This window comes from Pseudomonas helleri, assembly GCF_001043025.1.
GTDB classification, from domain to species: Bacteria; Pseudomonadota; Gammaproteobacteria; order Pseudomonadales; family Pseudomonadaceae; genus Aquipseudomonas; species Aquipseudomonas helleri.
The window spans coordinates 133329-156642 of the sequence record NZ_JYLD01000013.1 but is presented as its reverse complement, the minus strand read 5'-3'; the positions used below and the strand labels follow the sequence as shown (position 1 = coordinate 156642).

Annotated in this window: 20 protein-coding genes and 1 pseudogene; 7 read left to right on the top strand and 14 right to left on the bottom strand. The window is 57.9% G+C overall.

Going from position 1 to position 23314, the window contains the following annotated elements:
- Window positions 1–108 (top strand): IS3 family transposase (locus TU84_RS26135; RefSeq protein ID WP_138762977.1); only part of this gene is annotated, 108 nt, incomplete at its 5' end.
- A gap of 151 nt (window positions 109–259) precedes the next feature.
- On the opposite strand, the pseudogene TU84_RS26680 reads toward TU84_RS26135, so the two are convergent.
- Window positions 260–748 (bottom strand): annotated as a pseudogene (locus tag TU84_RS26680) (ABC-three component system protein); the annotation flags it as partial.
- Window positions 749–2498: 1750 nt separating this feature from the next.
- Between TU84_RS26680 and mdlC the strand changes: the two are divergent.
- On the top strand, window positions 2499–4130 hold the full coding sequence (mdlC, locus tag TU84_RS20015) for a benzoylformate decarboxylase (protein WP_048372145.1): 1632 nt from the start codon (window positions 2499–2501) through the stop codon (window positions 4128–4130).
- A gap of 54 nt (window positions 4131–4184) precedes the next feature.
- On the opposite strand, the gene TU84_RS20010 is transcribed toward mdlC, so the two are convergent.
- Window positions 4185–5123: a LysR substrate-binding domain-containing protein gene (locus TU84_RS20010; RefSeq protein WP_153326383.1), complete on the bottom strand. Its 939-nt coding sequence runs from the start codon at window positions 5121–5123 to the stop codon at window positions 4185–4187.
- A gap of 95 nt (window positions 5124–5218) precedes the next feature.
- Here TU84_RS20010 and TU84_RS20005 point away from each other — a divergent pair, with 95 nt between their 5' ends.
- Window positions 5219–6175, top strand: a complete 957-nt coding sequence (locus TU84_RS20005) for a DMT family transporter (RefSeq protein WP_053225278.1) — start codon at window positions 5219–5221, stop codon at window positions 6173–6175.
- A gap of 7 nt (window positions 6176–6182) precedes the next feature.
- Here the strand turns inward: TU84_RS20005 and TU84_RS20000 are convergent, their stop codons facing one another.
- Window positions 6183–6956 carry an ABC transporter ATP-binding protein gene (locus TU84_RS20000; protein ID WP_048372143.1) on the bottom strand — a complete coding sequence of 258 codons (774 nt, stop codon included), beginning with the start codon at window positions 6954–6956 and terminating at the stop codon, window positions 6183–6185.
- Window positions 6957–7164: 208 nt separating this feature from the next.
- On the opposite strand from TU84_RS20000, the gene TU84_RS19995 reads away from it, so the two are divergent.
- From TU84_RS19995 to TU84_RS19980, 4 genes are all read left to right on the top strand, one after another.
- Window positions 7165–7689 carry an RNA polymerase sigma factor gene (locus TU84_RS19995; protein WP_048372141.1) on the top strand — a complete coding sequence of 175 codons (525 nt, stop codon included), beginning with the start codon at window positions 7165–7167 and terminating at the stop codon, window positions 7687–7689.
- The gene (locus TU84_RS19990; protein WP_048372139.1) at window positions 7686–8525 is read left to right on the top strand and encodes a FecR family protein; all 840 of its coding nucleotides are present in this window, start codon (window positions 7686–7688) and stop codon (window positions 8523–8525) included. The genes TU84_RS19995 and TU84_RS19990 overlap by 4 nt, the downstream gene beginning before the upstream one ends.
- Window positions 8526–8601: 76 nt before the next feature.
- Window positions 8602–10959 carry a TonB-dependent siderophore receptor gene (locus tag TU84_RS19985; protein ID WP_053225277.1) on the top strand — a complete coding sequence of 786 codons (2358 nt, stop codon included), beginning with the start codon at window positions 8602–8604 and terminating at the stop codon, window positions 10957–10959.
- Between the two features lie 313 nt (window positions 10960–11272).
- Entirely contained in the window at window positions 11273–12142 is an 870-nt protein-coding gene (locus TU84_RS19980; RefSeq protein WP_048372137.1) for an isocitrate lyase/PEP mutase family protein, read from the top strand.
- Window positions 12143–12228: 86 nt separating this feature from the next.
- On the opposite strand, the gene TU84_RS19975 is transcribed toward TU84_RS19980, so the two are convergent.
- The 11 genes from TU84_RS19975 to TU84_RS19925 form a co-directional block, all read right to left on the bottom strand.
- A complete protein-coding gene (locus TU84_RS19975; protein ID WP_048372136.1) occupies window positions 12229–13023 on the bottom strand; it encodes an SDR family NAD(P)-dependent oxidoreductase in 795 nt (264 codons plus the stop codon).
- Window positions 13024–13074: 51 nt separating this feature from the next.
- Complete coding sequence (locus tag TU84_RS19970) at window positions 13075–13587, bottom strand: GNAT family N-acetyltransferase (protein WP_048372134.1); 513 nt, start codon at window positions 13585–13587, stop codon at window positions 13075–13077.
- A 186-nt stretch (window positions 13588–13773) separates the two neighbouring features.
- Window positions 13774–14760 carry a LysR family transcriptional regulator gene (locus TU84_RS19965; protein ID WP_048372132.1) on the bottom strand — a complete coding sequence of 329 codons (987 nt, stop codon included), beginning with the start codon at window positions 14758–14760 and terminating at the stop codon, window positions 13774–13776.
- Window positions 14761–14862: 102 nt separating this feature from the next.
- On the bottom strand, window positions 14863–15804 hold the full coding sequence (locus tag TU84_RS19960) for a peptidylprolyl isomerase (RefSeq protein ID WP_048372130.1): 942 nt from the start codon (window positions 15802–15804) through the stop codon (window positions 14863–14865).
- Window positions 15801–16292 carry a YbjN domain-containing protein gene (locus TU84_RS19955; RefSeq protein ID WP_048372128.1) on the bottom strand — a complete coding sequence of 164 codons (492 nt, stop codon included), beginning with the start codon at window positions 16290–16292 and terminating at the stop codon, window positions 15801–15803. Before TU84_RS19955 ends, TU84_RS19960 begins: the two co-directional genes overlap by 4 nt.
- An 18-nt stretch (window positions 16293–16310) precedes the next feature.
- Complete coding sequence (locus TU84_RS19950) at window positions 16311–16946, bottom strand: hypothetical protein (RefSeq protein ID WP_048372125.1); 636 nt, start codon at window positions 16944–16946, stop codon at window positions 16311–16313.
- Window positions 16947–16964: 18 nt separating this feature from the next.
- Window positions 16965–18665: a putative porin gene (locus TU84_RS19945; RefSeq protein WP_048372124.1), complete on the bottom strand. Its 1701-nt coding sequence runs from the start codon at window positions 18663–18665 to the stop codon at window positions 16965–16967.
- A 39-nt stretch (window positions 18666–18704) separates the two neighbouring features.
- Window positions 18705–19385, bottom strand: a complete 681-nt coding sequence (locus TU84_RS19940) for an energy transducer TonB family protein (protein ID WP_048372122.1) — start codon at window positions 19383–19385, stop codon at window positions 18705–18707.
- A gap of 6 nt (window positions 19386–19391) precedes the next feature.
- A complete protein-coding gene (locus TU84_RS19935) occupies window positions 19392–19817 on the bottom strand; it encodes an ExbD/TolR family protein (RefSeq protein WP_048372120.1) in 426 nt (141 codons plus the stop codon).
- 11 nt (window positions 19818–19828) lie between these two features.
- Window positions 19829–21646: a DUF2341 domain-containing protein gene (locus TU84_RS19930; RefSeq protein WP_048372118.1), complete on the bottom strand. Its 1818-nt coding sequence runs from the start codon at window positions 21644–21646 to the stop codon at window positions 19829–19831.
- Between the two features lie 25 nt (window positions 21647–21671).
- Entirely contained in the window at window positions 21672–23276 is a 1605-nt protein-coding gene (locus tag TU84_RS19925) for a ShlB/FhaC/HecB family hemolysin secretion/activation protein (RefSeq protein ID WP_048372117.1), read from the bottom strand.
- Window positions 23277–23314: the final 38 nt, after the last annotated feature.

The window sequence follows — 23314 nt, the reverse complement described above, 5'->3', positions numbered from 1 at the left end:
GATTACATCGAGATGTTTTACAACCCAAAACGACGCCACAGTTTCAACAATCAGCTGTCACCGGTAGAGTTTGAAAAGCGTTACGCAGCGAGCCTGGAGAGTGTCTAGGAAACCCGGGGCGATTCACCATATACATTGCCGAAACCTTATCAATACTGTAAATAGCCGCGCGTCTAATAATTTTTGACTCAGTTATGCTGCCGCCCGCCCCCATAAAATCATCATCTAACCCAGTAATTGCACCCGAAGGAGTACTGATGTCTGTCCGAGATGAAACATGAATCTCCCCTTCACCTCCGCCGCCGCGCCCAAACACAATAAGTTTGGGATGCCACTCAGGTTCTTGAAGCCATTTTTCAACTTGACTCCTCACAAATCTATGACCGCGCTCGCGCTCGCTCCACACAAGGAGATTAACAGCGCCTGAAGACACTAAGTGACCATCCTGATTGTCCTCAGTCAACCACTCGGCATTTTCAAGTGATTTCAAAGCCGCTATTGCGTATATACCATCACGATAGCTTTCATTCTCATGAAGATCATCAGGCTCAGCTAAAAATTTTCGCTGTAGACCACTTAAAATATGAGAAACTAATCTTTTTAAAGTGCGCTCTGAAAAACCTTCAGCCCTTGTCCTAAGCGATTTTAAGCCAATATTTACGCAGGGATCCCAATTTTTTTGATTAGGCAACCTTCTTAAATTCCTACCAACTTCACACCTGATGATTGTATTCTTCGCATAGTTCATCAGATCAATCCCTTGGCTATCGATATGACAGAGCATGTCAGAGTGCCAAAGAAACTGCCCCTCCACAGGATTAAACGGCCTCCAACCCAACTTTCCACCAACGATACAAGGTTTAGAATCGCGTATTACCACACCAGAAATACTGGATGTATCCAGCGCTCTTCCTGCTGGCAAATGTTTCTGGCTTTTAGGAAGATCTTGAAATTTTGTAAAAACACCACTCATGCTTCTCCATTTATCGGCCTCTTCTACCTGGAGAGGGATGTCATGAGCGATATTGCAAAGAGCAAGTGCTGAAGGTCTTTCTGTTACAACATGCTGAAGTATATTTCCTACGGCGTTTTCCCAGTTTCTGTTATAGCCGGTTTGCCATAACGAGCCTGTTATCAAAACTGGAACTGTCGGACGCTGATCAAGATCTATCGCCTTGCGAAGTTTTTCCTGTGTTGACCCAGGCACACTTACAGAGTTCAATAGATCTGCACAAATAACTGGCAAAAGGCTTAGGTCGTTAAATTTTATATGCAAGACTTCCTTGCCAAATTGCATGTTTGGTATATTAACGGCCTCTACTCTCTGTTCAGCAATATTTTTCATCCACACGATGCAATCAGTACGAATGTTCGGTTGGTGAATCCAGCACCATGCCCCATTGACCACTTTTATGTTACTAATATCCTCAGACCAAGCCCAATGCCTCTTCGTTTCGCCATCCTTTTTCACCCAATCTGTAAGTAGAGCGCCCGCAGTAGCTCCAAACCCAGCTATTAACATAATAGGTGTACGACTTTCTCTTATAGCAGTATCCAGCTCATCCCAATCCACATAGCCAAATGCGAACTCAGGCAGGAGTATTAATGTCATCTTGCTTCTTGGTAAGATTTCTTTAAGTACTGGCTGCCCATGTCGTTCATTTTCTGCTAGCAACTGGCTAACAACTTTTACTGTTGTTTGTCGTGACTTGTCATTTTCAACTAGCTCAAAATCAGGCGCAGGCGCTTGTATTAAACATACATCTAGCTTTTTGTTTTCCAAAACGGAAAAATCAAAGTAAAACTCGCTGACCTCGTCATAGATTTTTTTTACTGGAGCAACCACAGCTAAATCCTATAAAAATTAATTAAGCTGAATCAAAAAAATCTTCAACTTTCAAAGACTAACCCAGCGCACCCAGCTCAATATTCCTACTTGACCAAAAATGTATTTTAGTGTGTTCCACATGTTCTGATGGAAACAGAGGGGGATCCTGAGCCATTTTTGGTTCCATACGTAATCTCCAGATTTCACCAATGGCTCGTGATGGGATGCAATCAGGAGGATTCACGATGAGCGAAGTGATTTCGCAATCTTCACGAATTCCTTTCTCTCTGGCTCCGCACTCATCACTGTAATGTTTGTAAAGTCTAATCATTCCATGACTAAAGGCGTGTGACATTCCGTGTGCTTCACTGATGATGAAAATACTGCATGATGGCTTTTTGATAACGTTTTGGCTAGAGTCAATTATGCGTCCCTAACGCACGGATCACTTCTCACCTCATCAAGCTGTGACAATTTCACACACTCAAACCTTCAATTTATCCCACCCAAACCACTCGTCGCCCTCACCCCCACCACCCCCCTCTTCGCCTACCCTCCGATCTGATCACCGCGCAGTTCCAGCGCTGGCTTGTGGTGAACACGCGCGAAATAACTACCCTGCCCATCAGCTATTTCGCAATGTCATCAATTTGAATTGATCGGAGTTTCCATGACAGGCAAAACCGTCCGCGATGTGACGTATCAGTTGCTACGAGAGCTGGGGCTTACCACGATGTTTGGCAATCCTGGCTCGACTGAGGAGACCTTTCTCAAGGATTTCCCGGCCGATTTTCGCTATATCCAAACCCTGCATGAGTCTTCTGCGGTTGGCGCGGCGGATGGTTTTGCGCAGGCCAATCGGCGACCGGCGATCGTTAACGTGCATACCAGTGCCGGGCTGAGCAACGCCATGAGCAATATTTTGACCGCGTTTCAGAACAGAACGCCGTTGATCATTACCGCGGGTAACCAAACCCGGGACATGTTGCTGATGGAGCCGTGGCTGACCAATATTGAGCCGGCTCTTTTGCCCAAGCCTTGGGTGAAGTGGAGTTATGAGCCGGTTTGCGCTGAAGATGTCCCGGCCGCGTTTATGCGCGCTTACGCCATCGCCGTGCAACCGCCTGCCGGTCCGGTGTTTTTGTCGATTCCACTGGATGATTGGGACAAGCCTGCCAGAGGCCCTGCCCTTGTGCGCTCGGTGGCCACGCGTATTGCTCCAGACCCTGAGGTGCTCAGCGCGTTTGCTCAGGCGTTATCCAACGCTACTAATCCGGCGCTGATTTATGGTGCGGCCATCGCCCGTGGCCAGGGCTGGCCGCAAGCCATTGCCCTGGCTGAGCAGTTGCAAGCCACGGTGTACGCCGCGCCTGCCTCTGAGCGCCCTCCTTTCCCGGAAAGCCATCCGCTGTATGCTGGCGGCTTGCCTTTTGCCATTGCACCTTTATCGCAGAAGCTTGCGGGCCATGATCTGGCTATCGTCATTGGCGCCCCGGTGTTTCGCTATTATCCCTATGTTGCCGGCGACTACTTGCCTGAGGGCTTACGCCTTTTGCACATCACTGACGACCCCAGTGAGGCGGCTCGTGCACCGGTCGGCGACAGTGTGCTGGGGGATGCGGTCCTGTCGCTGGATGCCTTGATTGCTCAAGTCAAGCCGCGCCCCGTCGGCAGTGCTGCGGTCAAGCGCCAGGCACATGGCTTGGCTCCGCACCCGGCAGCCAAGCACGCAGAAAGCATCGATGGGTTGTTGTCATCACTCAGTGTGTTCCAGGCCCTGCGCGCTGCAACGCCCGCCAATACGGTTCTGATTGAAGAGTCGCCTTCTAACCTCGCAGAGCTTCATAGCGCATGGCCTGTGGATCAGCCCGACTCGTTTTATACCTTTGCCAGTGGCAGCCTGGGCTGGAACCTTCCGGCCAGTATCGGTATTGCGTTGGCTGAGCGTGACAGTGGGCGCAATCGCCCCGTGCTGGCGATCATCGGCGATGGCTCGTTCCAATACTCCATACAAGGCTTATGGACGGCGGTGCAGCACGAATTACCGATTCTCTTTGTCGTGCCTCGCAACGGGCAATACGGGATTTTGAAGTCCTTTGCCGTGCTGGAACAAACGCCGAACGTGCCGGGGCTGGATTTGCCAGGTCTGGATTTTGTCGCTCTGGCACAGGGCTATGGCGCCCATGGGGTACGCGCCACTACCCTCGATGAGATCCGCAAGGCCTGCCGCGAAGCCTTCACCCGTAACGTGCCAACGGTACTGGAAGTGCCCGTGCAAGCGACCATACCGCCACTGCTCTGACCTATTTTGTCTCGCTACATCCGAGCGCTTAACCTTGGGCGCTCGGACCCATTCCTACCTGGGCGTGCGCCCCCCAACACCCAATACCCACTCGCGAAAAATCACCGCACAGGGCGACAACGGCCGATGCTTGACCGACACCAGGTACTCGGCGCGCCCTGTCACGCATTCAAACCCGGTGACGCGCTGCAACTCGCCTTTGGCGAAGGCTTCGTCGCCCATAAAGGTCCACGCCAGGCCAATGCCCATGCCTTGTTGCACCGCGCGAAAAGCCAAGGTCAGTTGGTTGAACACCGGGGCTTTTTCCGGGGCGAGGTAGTCGATGCCGAAATGCTCAAACCACTGCTCCCAGTCCAGGCAATGCCAGGCCGAGGTGTCGATCTGCACCAGATTGGCGCTGGCCAGTTGTTCCAGGGTTTGTATATCCGTGACGTCCAGGGCTGCATGGACAACCGGAAAGACGATTTCAGGAATCAGAAAGTCGCAATTTAAAGCACCCCACTCGCCTTGGCCGTAGAGGATGCCCAGGTCGTAGTCCTTGAGGCTGGCTTCATCGAATTCATTCATTGCGTGCACGTGCACGGCGATGTCGGGATAGGCCTTGTTGAATTCGATCAGTTTGGGGAACAGCCAAAACTGCGCCAGAGCGTGGGTCGCCAAAATTGAGACGGTGTTGGGTTGATGCACATTGCGGATCCGCGTCACGCTCTGGTGCAGCGTGGTCAGGAGTGTATTGACCGTTATCAGCAGTTCCTGCGCGGCAGGCGTGAGCATGACGCCGCGCGGTTTTCTTTCGAACAGCGGCACGCCGATGCAGTCTTCCAGCTGACGCATTTGTTTGCTCACGGCGCTTTGGGTCAGGAACAACTCCCTGGAAGCGCCAGTAAAGCTTGAGTGGCGGCCGACTGCTTCAAAGGTGATCAGGGTTTCCAAAGGCGGCAAGGCACGCAGGTAACGGTTGATGATGCAGCTCCTTGTGGCGACAAACAGCAAGATATTCCGCAGCGGAATGGGTGACTGATTTTTTATCGCAGGTGACGTTGAATTGCTACCGATAGAATCTCGCCAAAGTCATTAGTTGAGTGGGCGTGATGAAAAGCGGGATTGTGTTTGCGTTGCTGGCCGGAGCCATTTGGGGCGGAGTTATTCTTGGGCCCTCCTTGCTGCCGGAATTTAATGCGGTACTGATCAGCAGCGTCCGCTTTGCGATGTATGGCCTGATTTCCCTGGCCGTTGCACTGCCCATGGCAGCACGCCTGCTGGCTAAAATCAGCCGCGCCGATGTCGGCATGCTGTTGCGTCTGTCGCTCACCGGTAACGTGCTGAACTATGCGCTGCTGGGGGCCTCTGTGCAGCTCAGCGGGGTCACGACGGCCTCGTTGATCAACGGCATCATGCCGGTGGCCATCACGTTTTTAGGCCGCGCCGATGCGGGCTCGTTGCCGATCAGCAAACTCAAGCTGCCTTTATTGATGGTATTCCTCGGAATCGTATCGATCAGCCTGGAACATACCGCTGCCCATTCATCGGGCACTGAGTTGACCACGCAACTGCTGGGCATCGCTTGCGGGTTCTGCGGTGTGATCAGTTGGTCGTGGTACGCCACCCACAATGCCCGTTACCTCAAGCACAGCGCATTCAACAGCAGCGAATGGTCTACCCTGCTGGGCATCGCTACCGGGACCGTCGCCGTGGTGTTTGGCTTGGTGGCCTGGTGGCTGTTCCCCAACCTCATGCCTGCCAACATCGACAGCAGCCGCTGGATGGACTTTTTGTGGGTGTGCCTGTTCCTGGCGTTCTGCGGCTCGTGGATTGCCAATGGGTTATGGAATGCCTGCTCAAGGCGCATGGCAGCGTCGCTCAGCGCGCAATTGATTGTCTTTGAAACGCTGTTCGCCTGTATTTATGGCTTCTTTTACGCCCAACGCCTGCCCAGCCTCATCGAGTTGGTGTCGATTGCTTTGTTGGTGGGCGGCGTGGTCTGGGCGGCGAGGCGTCATCGGTTGCCGGGCGTTAAGCTGCCAAGCCCGGCCTGTCAGGGCTAAAGCGCTGTTACGCGTGCCAGCAGCGATACCAGCCGTTGTTTTCCGAAACTTGCAGTTCAGTTTGATACAGCGCTGAAAGCTTCTCGCTGGTGAGGATCTCGCGCTTGGGCCCGTCGGCAATCAGTTTGCCCTGGCTGATAAGAATCACCCGGTCGATTTCCGGAATGATCTCGTCGATGTGGTGAGTCGTGATGATCATGGCGCGATCTTCGCCACAGAAATTACGCATCAGCGACAGCAAACCAAGGCTGGCGCCCATGTCCAGGCCGCTGGTGGGTTCGTCAAGAATCAGTGCTTGCGGGTGGTGAACCAGGGCGCGGGCCAGCAGCAAGCGGCGCTTTTGCCCGGTGGACAGGCGCTGGAACATACGCTGCTCTTCAATATCACTGCCCAATTGCTGCATCAGGTTGCGGGCCAAAGTGATTTGTTCTTCATTGGGCTGCAAGTGAGCGTGGGCGCCCATGGCGCCAAAGAAGCCGGACACCACCACATCCAGCGCCGAGGTGTACGGGGTGTAATCCTCTTGCATGTCCTGGGACACAAAGCCGATCTTGCTGCGCAGGGCCCACAGGTTCACGGTTTCATCGCCGAACAGCTTCAGGTAGCTGCCTTCACGCTCAACCGGGTAGATCTCGCGGTTGATGAGCTTTAACAGGGTGCTTTTGCCGGCGCCGTTAGGGCCAAGGATGGCCACGCGTTCGTTGTAGCCAATGTGCAGCGAGACGCGGTCGAAGACCTGTGTTTGCTGTTGAAAAGCGCTGACCTGGTTCAAATCGATCATGGTTATGCCTTGGTTGACCGTGGGTGCGTGCCGTAGCGACTAGCGTTTTGCCGCGCGAGACTGTACGACGCATTCTTGGGTTTTGAAACCCTTTTGCGGCTGGTAAATCCTCCTCCCATGAGCGCAAGCACGCTGTGGCAATCTTCACTATGAATGGAAACATTTCTCATTTATATTTGCTGCCGCTCTGCACCCGCTCAGGCCGATCATGCCCTTCGACCCCGTCAAACCCTCACTGCTCAGTACACTGGTGCGTCACTACGACGAGCTGGTAGATCATGTGCGTCGGCGTTTTGGCGATCGCGGTTTTGCCCGCGAAGTGGTCCATGACGTCTGCGTGCAATTGCTTGAAAAACGCGAAAAGGATAACGTCCACACGCCGTTGGCGTTGTTGCGCAAGATCTCCCACGATCAAGCGGTCAACCGCTACCGCAGTGAGCGACGCAGCCAGGCCTGGCTCATTGAGATGCCCGAACCGCCGGATGCTGTCTGCCCGGCGCCGTCACCAACGCGCCAGTATGAGTCGGCTCGGGAGCTGGAATTGCTCACCCAGGCCATCAGCCAATTGCCGGAGCGTTGCCAGATGGTCTTTGTCATGCACAAGATTCACGAGTTGCCCCAGGCTGAAGTGGCCGCACGTATGGGCATTTCACTAAAAACCGTTGAAAAACACCTGCGTCTGGGCATTGCTGCCTGCCGCGCACACCTGGATCGTCCGCCCGGCCCTTTATGAACACGCCCTCTTCACCCGAGCAACCGCTGTCCGCCGAAGACCAAACCCTGGCCCGCCATCGCGAAGAGCTGCGCAAGCGTTTTCCGATGCCCACCCCCAAGCCGCGCAAACCGCGCACGCCGCTGGTGGTTGGGGCCCTGGTGGCGCTGGTGGGTGCAGGTCTGTTCTGGACAGACCCCAGCTATCGCATCGAACAGTACAGCAGTGCACTGGGCGAGCGGCGCGTGCTCGATCTGGCAGACGGCAGCCGGGTGGTGCTCGACAGCGGCACCCAGGTTGAAGTCAGTTGGCACTTGCGTTCGCGTCGCGTGGCACTCAACAGCGGACAGGCCTTGTTCGATGTCAGCAAAACGCTGTGGCGCCCGTTCCAGGTGGATGCCGGTGCTGCACGCGTGACCGTGTTGGGCACCCTGTTCAATGTGGCCCGCGAAGCGAATGCCGTGCACGTGGCATTGGTGCGCGGCAGCGTCAACGTGCAGTCAATTACCGATCCGGCACAGCAACAGCGGCTGATTCCGGGGCAGCAGTTGGCGGTCCTTGACGGTCAGCTACAGCCAACCCGAAACGCAGACCTGCCCGGCGTGCTGGCCTGGCAAGAACGCAAGCTGGTGTTCTCGCGCACCCCGCTGGCACAGGCCATTGCGCAGATCCAGCGTTATCGTCAGGCGCCGATCCGCCTCGAAGATCCAGCCCTGGCGCAATTGCCCATCAGCGGCATATTCAATACCGACAACGTTGAAGACCTGCTCGACCTGTTCCCGCATATCTTGCCCCTGACGATGGCGCGGGATGCGGACGGTACGTTGCACATCACCCACAAGCCTGCAAAAAAATAATTCAGTGACGAGGTAGGGTTTTGCCGTGCGGGTGACGGCAATAGAACTAACCCTAACGTTCTCAGGAGCCCCGTCCATGAAACAACGCTTGCCGGCGCGTCAGTATCTGTCGCTGTCTGTACTCGCCACCAGCCTTCTGTTCGCCCTCTCGGCCAATGCCCAGGGCAACGATACGTTCGACGTCGACTTGCCGAGCAGCAACCTGGAGCAAGCGCTGAATACGCTGGCCCAACAGTCCCGCGTGCAAATCATTTTCGCCAGCGACGTGGTCGGCAACAGCACCACCCCGGCGCTCAAAGGTCGCTATACCGCTGAAGAAGCCCTGCACCGACTACTCGATAAACATGGCCTTAACGTGCAAAAGCGCGACGACCAGACGTTTTTTATCGTCGCGCAAGACACCCAGGCCAATACCCTCACCCCGCCACCGCCTGCTGAGCCGGTAGCTTTGGGCACCATGGTGATCAAAGGTGATGTATTGGGTAGCGCCACCGACCCGGAAGTTCGCACCTACGCGGGCAGCCGTACGGTGATTGGCAACGAGCAACTGCAAAAAGCCAGCGTGCGCGGGGTCGATGAAGCCTTGCAACGTGTGCCGGGGGTCAAGGTGTTTGACGAAACCGGCACCGGCGCACTGCCACAAATCGCCGTGCGCGGCCTCTATGAAAGCCGCAGCGGCCGGGTTCAGGCTTTGTCTGACGGGATTCCGCTGGCACTGGCACCCTATGGCCAGACCGGGCTGTCATTGTTCCCGGTGACCATGGCGACGGTTGATCGCATCGACGTGGTGCGCGGCGGCGCGGCGGTGCAATACGGCCCGAACAACGTCGGCGGGGTGATCAACTTCATCAGCAAACCCATCCCCCACGAGTGGCAAAACACCGTTCAAGAGCGCACCACCTTCAACCCCGGTGGCCGCCAGCTGTGGGACACCTACGTGGGCACCGGCGGTTACCTGACCGACAATTTCGGCCTGCAACTGGACCTCAACAGCATCAACGGTGAAACCGGTCGTGAACACTCCGACACGGATATCCAGAACTACCGCCTGCGTGGCCAATGGAACATCGACGATGACCGTGACCTGAGCTTCGGCATTCAGCACTACCGCGCCGACATGGACCTGCCTGGCGCTCTCAGCGTGCGCGACTACAAAGACAACCCGCGCCAGTCGACCCGCCCGCTGGACAACTTCGAAGGCAATACCGACCGCGTCTGGGGCACCTACACCCAACAATTGGGCGCTATTGGCCCGTTCGACTCGGTGCAGTTCAGTTGGACCAACTTCGCCCATAAGAGCTACCGCAACTTTGTCGTGGGCCTGCCTTTCACCCCGGATGGCACCGCCGTCACCAAGCAGGATGGCCCGCGAGACTTCAAGGTCTGGGGCAGCGAGCCGCGCCTGAGCATGAACATCGACGGCGACCAGGTCAGCCAGACCTGGCTGCTGGGTGCCCGCTACGTCAAGGAAGACATCGACTACAAGGTCGACCGCCAAAGCGTTGCTACGGGCAAAACCACGCCGTTCCGTGACTGGCAGTTCAATGACTCGGCCAAGGCGTTCTACATCAGCAACGCCATCGGCCTGTTCGACAACCGCCTGACCATTACCCCCGGCGCGCGTTATGAAAATGCGCGCATGGACTACGACGACGGCATCACCGGCTTTACCAACGAAAACACCTCCCGGGAGTGGTTGCCGGGCCTGACCGTCGGCTTCCAGGCCAGTGACGACTGGTACGTATACGCCAACGCGCAGAAATCCCTGCGTCCGCCGCAAGTCACGCAGATCGTCAAGGAAGGCCAAGTCGGCGCTGAACTGGCATGGAACTACGAAACGGGCGTGCGCTATACACCTTGGGACGGCCTGCGCGTCGATATGGGCCTGTACCGCATCGATTTTGAGGATCAGATCGTCTACAACGGCACCACCGACCGCTTCGTCAACCTGGGCAGCACCCGTCACCAGGGCATCGAAAGTGAAATCTTCTGGACCCCGCAAGCCCTGCCCGCCCTTGACTTGCACGCCAGTTATGCCTACCTCGATGCCAAGCAGCGTAACGGTATCTACAAAGGCAATGACGTGCCCTTCGCCTCGCGCAACCAGTTCAGCGTCGATGGTCATTACCGTTTTGCCGAACACTGGAGCTACAGCCTCGATGGCCTGTACGTGAGCAGCGCCTACACCGACGCCGCCAACAGCGTAGACGAAGATGCCATTGCCTCGGTCGGTCGGCTGCCCGCCTACTGGCTGTGGAATACCTCCATCGAGCGCCAGTTCAAGTTGCAAGACCACAGCGTACTGACCGCCTCTGCGGGCATCAGCAACCTGTTCAACCGCGAGTATTACTTCCGTGGCATCGACACCAGCCCGTGGGGCCGCCAACCTGCACCGCAACGTTCGTTGACGTTGGGGCTGAACTATCAGTTCTGATTAACGGCTACCCTCTCCTTCGGGAGAGGGCGCTTTTGATTTGCCCGCCCCCCATTCCCGTAGCAGTTGTCGAGCTTTGCGAGGCGACGTCCGTGCCCACAGCAATCGCGAAGGGCAGAAACGCTTCAGCCTCAATGGAGCCTCCGATTGATGAAACTTTCTTCATAAAGGCATCTCGCCACACTTAAGGTATGCAGTTGCGGCATAGCCCATTCTGAAACGTCATAAACCTGTGTTTTGCTGCGTGGTAGTCTCGCTGAACCATGAACAGGCATAGATCGTAATTCGATGATGGCCAGAAACAGGAAAGATCATGCCCAAAAAGTCCCACACCGCCCTGCGCAATAACTTCCGCCAATTGCTTGCCACCCCTGCGTGTTTCGAAACGGCTTCGGTTTTTGACCCGATGTCCGCACGTATCGCCGCTGACCTGGGTTTTGAGGTCGGTATCCTCGGTGGCTCGGTGGCGTCGCTGCAAGTTCTGGCAGCCCCTGATTTTGCCCTGATCACCTTGAGTGAATTCGTCGAGCAGGCCACCCGTATCGGCCGCGTCGCTCAGTTGCCTTTCATTGCCGATGCTGACCACGGCTATGGCAATGCCCTCAACGTGATGCGCACCGTCGAAGAACTCGAGCGTGCCGGTGTTGCCGCACTGACCATTGAAGACACTTTGCTGCCCGCACAATTTGGCCGCAAATCCACCGACCTGATTTCTATCGATGAAGGCATCGGCAAAATCAAGGCCGCCCTGGAAGCCCGTGTAGACCCGGCACTCTCGATCATCGCGCGGACCAACGCAGGCGTGCTGTCTACCGAAGACGTGATCAAACGCACCCAGGCTTACGAAAAGGCCGGTGCAGACGGTATTTGCATCGTGGGGATCGACGACTTTGCACAGCTTGAGCAAATCAGCGAGAAGCTCACAGTGCCGTTGATGCTGGTGACTTATGGCAACCCGAAACTCAATGACAGCCAGCGTCTGGCCAGCTTGGGTGTCCGCATTGTCGTCGCCGGTCACGCCGCCTACTTTGCGTCGATCAAGGCCACCTACGACAGCCTGCGTGCCCAGCGTCACCTGACAAACAGCACCAATAACCTCAGCGCGACCGAACTGACCCATACCTACACCCAGCCGGAAGACTACGTGGCCTGGGCCAAAGAGTTCATGGACGTAAAAGAGTGATTCACCCCCCGGTTGGATAACACGGCCGTTATCTCACCACCTTGATAGACCTGTGGTTGGACAACGACCGCATGGAGAGCGTTAGGTCAGACGATGTCATCTACCACACCGCCGTCTACCCGCAGTGCCGCCCCTGTCGTCGCCGACGCTTGAGGTGAACACACGTAGACGACCATGTTGGCGACTTCCTCAACCGTTGCTGCGCGCTGAATGATCGAGCTGGGCCGATTGTGTAAAACAAATGCAGTCGCCACTGACTCCAGGGTTTTACCCGTACGCTCAACCTCGTCTTTCAGCATGTTTGCAACCCCTTCGGACAAGGTCGGTCCCGGCAGTACGCTGTTAACCGTCACCCCGCTACCTGCAACCCGCTTGGCCAACCCTCGCGCCAACGCCAATAGTGCTGTCTTGGACACGCCGTAATGAATCATGTCAGCCGGAATATTGCGTGCCGACTCCGACGACATAAACACCACTCGCCCCCAACCTTTATTGACCATGGCCGGCAGCAACGCCCGGCTCAAGCGAACCCCGGACATCACATTGGTTTGCCAATAGCTGTCCCAAACCTCGTCATCGGTTTCGTAAAAGTCCTGAGGCCCATAGATACCGGCATTGTTCACCAGAATATCGATCTCACCCGCCTCGCGAACCAGCGCCGCAACACCCTCGGCGGTGCTCAAGTCAGCAGCAATACCTTGCACCGACGTGCCCGGCACCGCTTTCGTCAACCTGGCGACGGCTTCAGCCACAGACTCCGTACTGCGACCATTGAGAACGATCTGCGCGCCCGCCTCTGCCAGGCCCTGGGCGATGGCAAAGCCGATACCCCCGGTGGAAGCCGTTACCAGTGCGCGTTTGTCATTGAATTGGATGTTCATCACTGCTCCTTCTCATGATTGATCGTGCGGCTGCGCTGAGCGGGTCAGCTTTCAGCCTTTATCCGGGGCAAACCAGGCCATGGTCAGATCAGCGATAAGCGCCCCGTCAGGCAAGCGGATGCGATTTTGCAGACGCCCTTCCTCGACGAAGCCAAACTTCTGATACAGACGAATGGCGCGGTGATTCACTTCACGTACACGCAGTTCGACCTTCAGCAAAGTGGATTGACTCCCCGCCCATTCCAGCAAGTGGGTCATTAAGGCGTGGCCGATCCCTTGCTCCACATATCCAGGGTGCACGACGATGGTCAGGCTCATCACGTGTGCCAAGGCTTCAAGCCCCAAAGGCTCCAAATACGCATGCCCGACCGGCTGGCCGTTGAACTGCGCAACCAAGTAAAGACCATGGTCTTTTAGTGCGTTGATTTTCCGTTCAAAGGCATCCCGGTTGAACTCGTGGGGACGTGAAACCAACAGCCCGGGGGTACGTGAAGTTTCGCGTTCGGCCTCATACAGTGAAGAGGCATCTGACGCTAAAGCCTGGCGGATGGTGATGTTTTTCAAGCGTTGCTCCACTGTTCAACGTAAATGGAAGGTACGAGGATGATGCTTGCACACCCTTCCTGCCGCTCACCATCAAGCAACCCAACAATGAGAGCGGTCAAGCCAAAACATAGCTTTACATTGCGCCAAAGCTCTCTCGTATCATGCCGAGGATCAAAAAATCTCAGCCTTAAGCAGCCCTCAGATTCATAAATCAAACCACTCTTTACGCCCTTCAAAGGTGCTGACGATCAGGTCCACCAGCCTCTGAGCCTCTTGCGGGAATGCTGCTGCGGCATTGACGGCCAGCCAGGCCTGCCGCTCCAGGCTGGCGGGCAGCAGCCCGGGGATGGCGGTGAGGCCGCGATCAAAGTGGCTCATGTAGCGCGGTAGCAAACCGATGCAGGCGCCGCAGCGGATCATTTCCAGCATCAATGAGTAATCGTGTACGTGCACCACGGCCGCCTGGCGCTGTTCCACCAGCGTATTCCACGGCTGCAGCACCTGTACCTGTTGGTCTGGTTGCCACTGCACCAGCATGTAGTCAGCCAGGTCGTCGAGGGTTTCTGGGCGGGTCATTAGCCGCGAGTAACGTTTGGCGATGTGCGGCAGGTAGTGCAAACGCGCCAACGGCCTGACGGACTCAACGGCGAAGCTCGGGCCCGACGGGGCTGGGTCCATGTCTGAGAGCCACAGCACCACGTCAGCTTCGACCGTTCGCAAGGCGTGGTGGTTTTTCAGCGAGATGATGTCCAGGCGGATGCTGGCATTTCGGCGTAACAAGGCAATCAGGTCACGCCCCAAAATGTCATGCAGGATTGTTTCAGCGACGGCCAGGCGAATGCGCGGTTGCTCGCCCATGGCCACCGATAATTGCTCTGCTTCCGCCAGGGCAATCAGTTGGGCTTGCAATCGTTGGCCTTCAGGGCTGAGTACCAGCGACCGCCCCTGATAGTTGAACAGCGTACAGTTGAGGCGATCTTCCAGTTGGGTCAGTTGCCTGCGTAACAGCGTGGCCTTGATGTTCAGGCTGCGTGCTGCCTGAGTGAAGCAGCCACAGCGGGCGCTCACCAGAAAAAATCGCGCCACATCGCTACTCAGGGTGTTCGCCAGAAGCATCCTTGGTTCTGACAATTCACAGGATTTGCGGTAGCCGGTGTTGCTTTGGGGTGCAGCCGATTCTTGAAATGCCATGTAGGGTGACTCCCTGTCGTGGTGCCGGCGCGGGGCAAGCTGCGATCTGTTGATTTTGTTGGCAATCGCAGCTTGTTGCAGTGTCGCGTCCTTGCGCGGGGTTTACTCAAGTACTTTGTTTAACTGCGCACCATCGATGCTCAGGGTTGCCGTGTTGAGCATGCCTTCCAGATACGACTTGGCGATTTGCTCCTGGCGCTGGGCGCGCAAGGCCTGGGTCAGGCGTTCGCGCATGTCGTCGAGGGTGGCGGTACGTGCAGGCTGCTGGGCCGTGAGCTTGAGCACATGAAAACCCGCCGAGCTTTGCACCACATCCGACACTGACCCGACCTTGAGCCGCGAGACCACGCCACGTACCTCTGGCAGCAGCTGTTCCAGCGGCTGCATCCCGATATCCCCGCCATGCCGGGCGCTGTTGGGTTCTTGCGAGTACTGGGTCGCCAGTTCTGCAAACTCACCCGGCGCCTCTTGAGCCTTGCGGCTCAACTCCAGCGCCTGGCGGCGCACCCCTTCTGCGCGTTGCCCCGGGCCCACTGCGAGGAAGATCTGGCTGACTTGATACTGTGCCGGCGTCACCCATTGAGCCTTGCCGCTGTCATAGGCCGCTTGCAGTTCGGCGGCGCTCGGGTAGTTGGCCGGCACTTCGCTGACCGACAACATGTAATCGCGGAATACGATCTGCTCAGCGGCAGCGCGGGTCTGTTGCTCAACCTCGGGGCGCTGACGCCAGCCCTGGGCATCGGCTTGTTCCAGCACGGCCTTTTGTGCCAATCGGGAACGCAGCCAAGTCTCCAGGGCGCTGCGGTTGCTGCGCAGTTGCTCGCGAGCCTCTGGCGGTAAAGTCGCCATCACCGACTTGAGTTCCTGGACATCTATTTGCTGACTGCCCAGGCGGGCGACCGCAGGGCCGCTTTGCTGCAGATCAAGGACCGGCGCCGGTTGCTGAGCGGCAACCGGGTCGCTACCCGGACGCAGGCTCAAAACCACCGCCACCACCAGCAAGGTCAACGCGCCCGCGCCGACCACCAGGGTTGGTTTCTTCACAGGGCAGTCGCCTCTTCGCGGTTGTCGACAGACTCGGTCTGTTCTTGTTTCTCGGCCTGGGCTGCCAACTGCGCCGCTTGCTGGCTGTATTCACGCAGGTACACGATGAACTCTTGCAGCAAGCGGTCCCACAGCTCCAGCTGGCTGCGCAGGTGGACTTCACCGACACCGGCCACGACCACGTCCATTTCCATCAGCAAGAACTCGCCCTGCAGCGACAGGCGAGCAAAGCGCCGCGAAGCGTTCCACACTTCGGTCAGGCCTTGTGGCAGTTGGCCTTGAACGCGCAATGCACAGCTGTAGGTGAAGTCAACGTAGCTGCCCTGCTCCACTGCCGGGTTACCGAAACGCACGGCAAAACCGATGCCCTGGCTGGCGCTGAGCAGTTGCACAATGCCGTTCTGCTCGGTTTCATTGACGCGGTAGCCTGCCGCTTGCAGCAGCTCAGTCAGGGTCTGGACGGTAACGCTGGTGATCAAATCGCTCATGGTGTGCTTCCTTGTCTATCAATGATTGAGGGCTGCTTGGGGGGCATCAAACCGGGTCTTGTACAAATCGTCGCCAAAGCCCTGGGCCAGTTCTTCGAACTTGACTCGTGCGCCGCTGGCGAATGGCTGGCGAATACTCATCACCTCAGCCACATCGATTTTTTCGTAAGCCGCGAGCAGTTGCTGGGCCACGCCGTACATCTGTTGATTCTTGGCAGCACATTGCTGCAGGTGTGTGTCACGTTCGGTCAATTGCGTCTGCAAGCGTGCACGTTCGGCTTCTTTGCCCCGCGCCAGTTGCAAAAGGTCTTCATAGGCCTTTTTAAACTTGCCGGTCTGTTCGTTGCTCGCCGCTACCTGGGCTTGCGCCTGGTTGTGCAGGTTCTGTTGCTGACCCACCAACTGCTCGGCCACGCCTCGGGTTTTCTCAAGCTCGGCGGTCAATTGCTTGATCTGTGCCTGCGCCTGTTTGGCCTGGTTTTCGGCAGCGATGCGCGCGGCGCTGGCCTGGGCCTGCTCGCTTTGCAGCGTCTGTAATTGCGCAGTGGTGCTGCGCAATTGCGTGCGCAGGCGCTCCTCCATGCCTTCGGCTGATGCACCGGTCGCGGCCAGGCTGCCCAAGGCCAGTACCAGGCCGCAAATTCGGGTGTTCATGTGGTTTCTCCCGGCGCATCAAAAGCGCGTGTTGAGTTCCAGTTGCATGACGTCGACCTCAAACGGCGCGCCATACACTTCGGAGGCGCTCAACCAACGAGCACTGGCGTAGATGTTTTTGTCGATGCCGTAGCTGCCGCCGACGAAATAGCCCTTGGCATTGGTGCCGCCCAGATGAAAGGACGAGTCGTTGAAGCCGTCCGGCAAGGCGTCAGGCTGAATGTACTTGTAGCCCGCGAGCACGTTCCAGTCGCCACGCTTGCGCATTTCCAGCGCGTTACCGAGGGTGAATTGCAGCATCATTGCGTTGCCGCCACTCTCAAACTCGCCGCTGCTGTTGAGGTTGTTGACGATCTCGCCTTCCGAGCGCTTGAGCATCTTGCCTTTGTTGTATGACAGGTTGCGGATGTAGTTGCCCTGGGTGCGCAGCATCAGGTTTTCCGGCAACTGGGCGTCCCACGCCAGGTTCAGGTCAAGCACATCGAACTTGGACGCCAGGCCCACAAACTGAGGCTGTGGCGTAAGCCCCGGGGTATCCGGGTTCGGCACGATGTCGCGCAGCAGGAACACCGTGTTGCCCTTTTGCATAAAGGTCAGGCGGGAACCGTCGGTGTCGCAACCCGGCTGGCCTTGCCACGGCTTGCACGGGGCAGAACGTTTGCCTTCAAGGTCTTCAAAGCGATAGTAAGCCAGCGCGCCCTTGAGGCTGTTGTCGCTGTTGAGCTTCCAGTCAGCGCCGATCTGGCCGCCAAACATCCACTTGTTTTTGCTGTCTTCCTTGTCCAGCCCGTTGCTGCTCGCGGTGTCCGAGCTGTACTCAACCGGGAACGCGCCCAACGTAGCGAACACACCCCAATCCTTGTCGAGCGTGTGATTGAAGTTGGCTGCGATCCCGTCAAAGTTCAGGTCTTTGGAGTACATCATGTCCGTTGAGTAGAACGGGTTGGCAAAGCGGCCGCCGGTCAAGGTCAGGCCCGGCATGGCTTTCCAGCTCAAGTAACCCTGGTCAAGCCACAGGTCTTTCTTGCCAAAACCGCCGCCCAGGGTCTGGTTGGCCGATACCGGGCTGTTGTCATTGCCGGTGCCGACCCGGATACCCGCCGTCCATTCCGGCGAGATGATCGCTTTCATGCCCAGACGGGCGCGCAGGCGCAGCAGGTTTTCGCGGTCTTCGCGGGTGTTGAGCAACGGCGGCATCTTGGTGTTGCTGTCTTTGTTAACGTCGTAAGGGCCGTTTTCGTTCAACTTGGCATAGTCGACGATTTCATTGCTGTTGTGGCCCGAGAAGTAACGGGATTCGTCGCGCAGGCGGATGTCGCCGTCAAAACTGATGCGTGACGCCCACTCCGGGAAGGTGTTGGGCTGAGCCCAGTTTTCCTGCTTGGCGGTGGCCATCACTTCAGCCTTGACCTGATCACGGATCTGGTCACGCACGGCGGTCGGCACGTATTGCACCCGTACATCGCCAGGCGCTGCCACAGGGCCAGCGGCAACCACCGGGGCTACGCTGGCCTGACGGGCTTGTTGAGCTTCACGTTCGGCCTGGGCAATCAGCCCGTCAGCGGCCGCTTGCTTGAGCACGCCTTGCTCGACCAGCAGGCGGATCAGGTTGATCGTGGCGTTTTCCGAGGGCGCGGCAGTCGCTGCCGATGCGGGGCCAACCAGGGTCGCGATGACCATGCCGACCGCCAGGGTCAGTCGATTCACGGGGGAAATCATGTGCTCACAACTCCTGTAAAAAACTGCAAAAAAGTTCAATCACTCCGGACGACGGCCCTTCAGGGACAGTCGTACCGGCAAGGTCAGCGAAGCCGGTGTGCGCTGCGTGGCATGCGGCGCACGCAAGGCAGCCAGCACCTGAGCATCGGTTTGGGCGTCACCGCTGGACTGCACCAGCACTACACGGGTGACCTGGCCATCCGCGCTCAGCCACAGGTCGGCCTGCACCTGGTAAGCCTTCTTGCGCAGCTCCGGGTCTTCGCGCAGCAGGCGCTGAAAGATCCCCGCCAGGTATTGCTTGTACGTCCCGGTACCCAGGCCTCCACCGCCAGAACCGGCCATGCCGCTGCCCTTGCCCGCGCCGACGTTGAACCCGTCGTTACCGGCCTGGGCGTCGCCATCGATCTGCATCGGGTTGGCCAGGTCATCTGCCGGTGACGGCGGCGCTTCTTCCTCGGGCTTGACGTCTTCGGGCTCCGGTGACGGCTCGGGCTCAACCACCTTTTCTTCCACCTGCGGTTCAGGCTCCTTGGGTTTTTCCGGCGGCGGCGGCGGTGGCGGCGGCAACGGGATAATCGTTGGCACCTTCGGCGCCTCCCGGCGTACGCCACTCATGTCATTGGCCCACTGCCAGATAAACCAGGCAGCAACGCCGCCCAGCAGCAGGCCGGCGCCCCACTTGAGCGGGCGCAAGAGCGTGTTTGGAGTCTGTGCACTCATGTCGTATCAGCCCTGACTCGGTTTGCCGGTGACCAGGCCGACCTGGGACAACTCCAAGCGGCGCAGCAGGTCGAGCACTTCAATGACTTTCTGGTACTGGACCATGGCGTCACCGCGCACGATGACCGGAAAATCCGGGCTTTGTGCCTTCTCGATACGCAGGCGTTCTTCCAGTTCGCTCAAGGTGACCGGGTAGGCATCGAGGAACACCTGCCCGGCATCGTTCACCGAAATAGCCTTGGTCTTGGCTTCGGATAACGACACCGAAGCACTGGCTTTAGGCAGGTGGATCTGGATGCCCGACACTTGTGCGGTGGCGGTGAGGATGAACATCACCAACACCACCATCAGCACGTCTACCAGGGGCGTGATATTGATGCTGTCGACGGCGGCATCATCGTCATCGTCGTGGGCGGCGTTTACAGAAGCCATGACGTTTCTCCTCAGGCCGGCAAGGCGGCGTTGGCGTGATGGCCGCGCTGATGCGCTGCTTCACTGAATTGGCTCTCGCCGTGCATTTCCGCCAGGCGGGTGATGAACTCATCGACGAACACCCGCATGTCAGCGCTGACTTCCTTGTTGCGGGTAATCAGGCGGTTGTAGCCAAACAGTGCCGGGATCGCGACGAACAGGCCCATGGCCGTGGCCAGCAAGGCGGCCGCCATACCCGGTGCAATCGCGTTGATGTTCACGTCACCGGCCATCGCGGTGCCGAGGAACACCACCATGATCCCCATGACCGTACCGAGCAGGCCGATGTAAGGGCCGCCGGCGATGGCATTAGAGAGGGTCGAGAGCTTTGAGCTCAGTTGCTGGTTTTCACGGGTGCGCACACCGTCCATGGAGCAACGGATGGCTTCGATGGTGGCGGCAGACACCGACGAGGTATCAGCGCCCTGGGCACGGCGGGTACGGATTTCCTTGACCGCCACCAGGTACAGGCGCCACAGCGGCGAATAGGTCAGACGCTCGGCCAGGGCCTTGTCATCGGCAAACATTTCCAGACGCGTACCGACGTGGGCGAACTGCTCGCGGAACACTTCGTTGGCCTTGCTGACGCGAGTGACCATGCGGTTTTTACGGATCATGATGATCCACGACTGAATCATCATGCCCACCAGCACCAGAATGATGATCCAGGCATCCATCGGCACGGCATTGAACAGGAAACCCAGGCTGCCGAAGCCGAAGCCCGACTGTTCTTCATCAACGCCATAGGCAACCAGCTTGGACTCGGAACCCTGCGCAGTCGCATCTGCCAACAACAGGCTGGCCGGGCGTGCGACCTTGGACAGGCGCAATTCGTCAATGGCCCCGTTCAACGGTTGGTAATGGCTTGGCTCAGCGTCAGCAGCCTGCGGCACGTCGGCACCAATGGCCATCGGTGAGTTGAAGGCAGGCATGGCCACTGCCAGGCTGGCGGCTTCACGGCCGTTGACAAACAATGAGGTTTTTTCGCCTTCGCTAGTCAGTGCCAGGTGTTGCCATTGGCCCGGGTTCAGGGGCTGGTTCGAGACGGCGCGATGGCCGTCGATTTCAACAAAAGGCACGCCCTGATCGGCACCGATCAACAGGCTGTGACCGGCTTCACGGCGGGCCAGCAACAGTTGCTCACCGGCCGGCTGGTCCAGACGCAACCAGGTGCTGAAGGTGAACGCAGCGCCCGCGTTGTGTTGCAGCGACGGGCTGGCAGGCAGCAACACAGGTTGGCCGCCAAGCTGCAAGGCACGCCCGATAACTCCGTCAATGCTGGTGCCGGTGGCGTTTTGTGCAGTGTTGCCGTACGCCGTGGTGTCACGTGCCGGTGTGCCGTTGGCGCCTTCAAAATGGTAAAGCACGGTGTAGTTCGGATCGAACGTCAACTGACCGTTCGAAGTGGCCGCGGCTTTCTGATTGCCGTAATACATCCACAGGTCTTGACGCTGACCGCCTTCGACCTTGGGTACATCGACCCAGATCAGCGCCATGCCCATCAGCGGGTCAAAACTTTCGATCTGGTGATTGAACACCGTCTTGTCGTCAGCACTGACAAAACGCAGGTCTGAACCGTCTTCCTTGACCCCGTCAAAGGTGAAGTTGCCGGTGTGCAAACGAACCAGCAACGCTGTGCGGCCCAGCGGGTCATTAATGGCCGCGCCTTGTGGCGTGGTGTCCACCGAAATCTGTTTGCGGTAATGCCAGTCATCCTGCCACCAGGCATGGGCGGTGGCCGGGAGCGCGAAGCCCAGGCAAATCAACAGACTCATTAATATGCGTTGCATGTGAACGGATCTCCGTGAAAGCGAATCAGAAAGTCGCCTGCACACTGAAGTGCAGTCGAGAGTCATGTTTTTGGGTGTTCGGGCCATCGACCAGCGGGTAGCCCCAGTTCAGGCTGCCGGACAGCCACTTGCTCAAACTGGCGCGGGTGCCGAGGCCGACACTGGCCAGGCGGTAGTCGTCTTCTTGCTCTTCCAGCGCGTCGCGCAGGTACAGCTGTGCTGCGTCGGCAAAGGCGTAAAAGCGCCATTCCTGCACGTAACTACCGAGGTATTTGGCCAGCGACGGGGTGCGTACTTCTTGCGAGAGCAGGTAGCCTTCGTCACCGGTGCGCTCGGCGGCGAGGTAACCGCGCACCGAGGTGGCGCCACCGGCGGAATACTGTTCGTTGGACACCAGCGGGCCAGAGGCCAACTGGAAGCCGACCTTGGACGCCAGTTGCCAGTCGTTCTTGAACGTAGAAGTCAGGTTGGCGTCGCCCTTGAGCACGGCGAAGCTCGGGCTGGCATCCCAGCGCTTGTCGCGAAATTCCTGGGAGTCGCTGCCGTAACCGAAAAAGGCCCGGGTGCCGATCACCAGGTTCAGGCCCAGCCCCAGCTGTGTTTGCTCGGTGTAGTTGTAACCGTTGTAGCCAAAGGTCAGCGGCGCGTACTTGAGCGGCACCTTGTCGTTGCTTTCGCCAAAACGCAGTTGCTCATCGAAGTCTTTGAAATCGACCCCGGCCGACAGCGAGTTGGCCCACGTACCGCTCGACGGCAGGCTGTAGATGGCCGACACACCGTAGGAATGACCTTTACCCAACACGTTGCTGCCGCCGATGGTGGCGATGTTGCTGTCCGACTGATAACCCGAGAACTGCAGGCTCCAGCGTTCGCTCAAAGGCGCGGTATAAGAACCGGACCAGACTTTGGCGTTATCCATGTCTTGCGGGGCGGTGAAGAACGTCAGGGAAACGCTGTGGCCCAACTGCCAGAGGTTGTCGTAACCCACGGTGGCGACGCTGCGCAGCCTTTTGGTGTCGGCGCTGTAGTCATTGTTCAGGCCCAGGCTGGCATGCCAGGGGCTTTGGTCTTCGACTTGCAGGTCAATGTCCATGGTGCCGGGGCGTTGCCCTTCGTGGACGAGTGGCGTGACCTGGCGCCCGGCGTTGCGGTTGATGCCAGCGAGCTGGGTTTGCACGCTGGTAAAATCCGGCACGGTGCCTTCCTTGAGGCCCGGCACTTCTTCCCGGATTTCGACAGGCGAATAGTGCTTGGCGCCCACCACCCGTACCCGCCCGACTTTGGTTTCGCTGACTTGCAAGTACACGATGCCGTCGTCGACTTTCTGCTCGGGCAGTTCGATAAACACCGATTGATAGCCGCGGTCCTGGTAAGTCTTCTGCAGGGCATCGCGGGCGCCCTCGATATCACTCAAGGTTTTTTGCGGCCCCAGGAAGGGATACACCGCTTCTTCGATGGCCTGCGCGTCGAGCACGGTATTGCCGCGTACGAAGTACTCGTTGACGTCTACCCGCCGCTCTGCACCTTGCGCCTGCGCGCCTTGCTCTTGCGCCAGTACCGGCTGCGCCAGCGCCAGCCAGCACAGCGCTGCGCCGCCGACCGGCCTGATTGACTTGAACAAATGCTCCACACCGCCCCCTAAATTGCCGTAATAAAACCCGTTGCCTA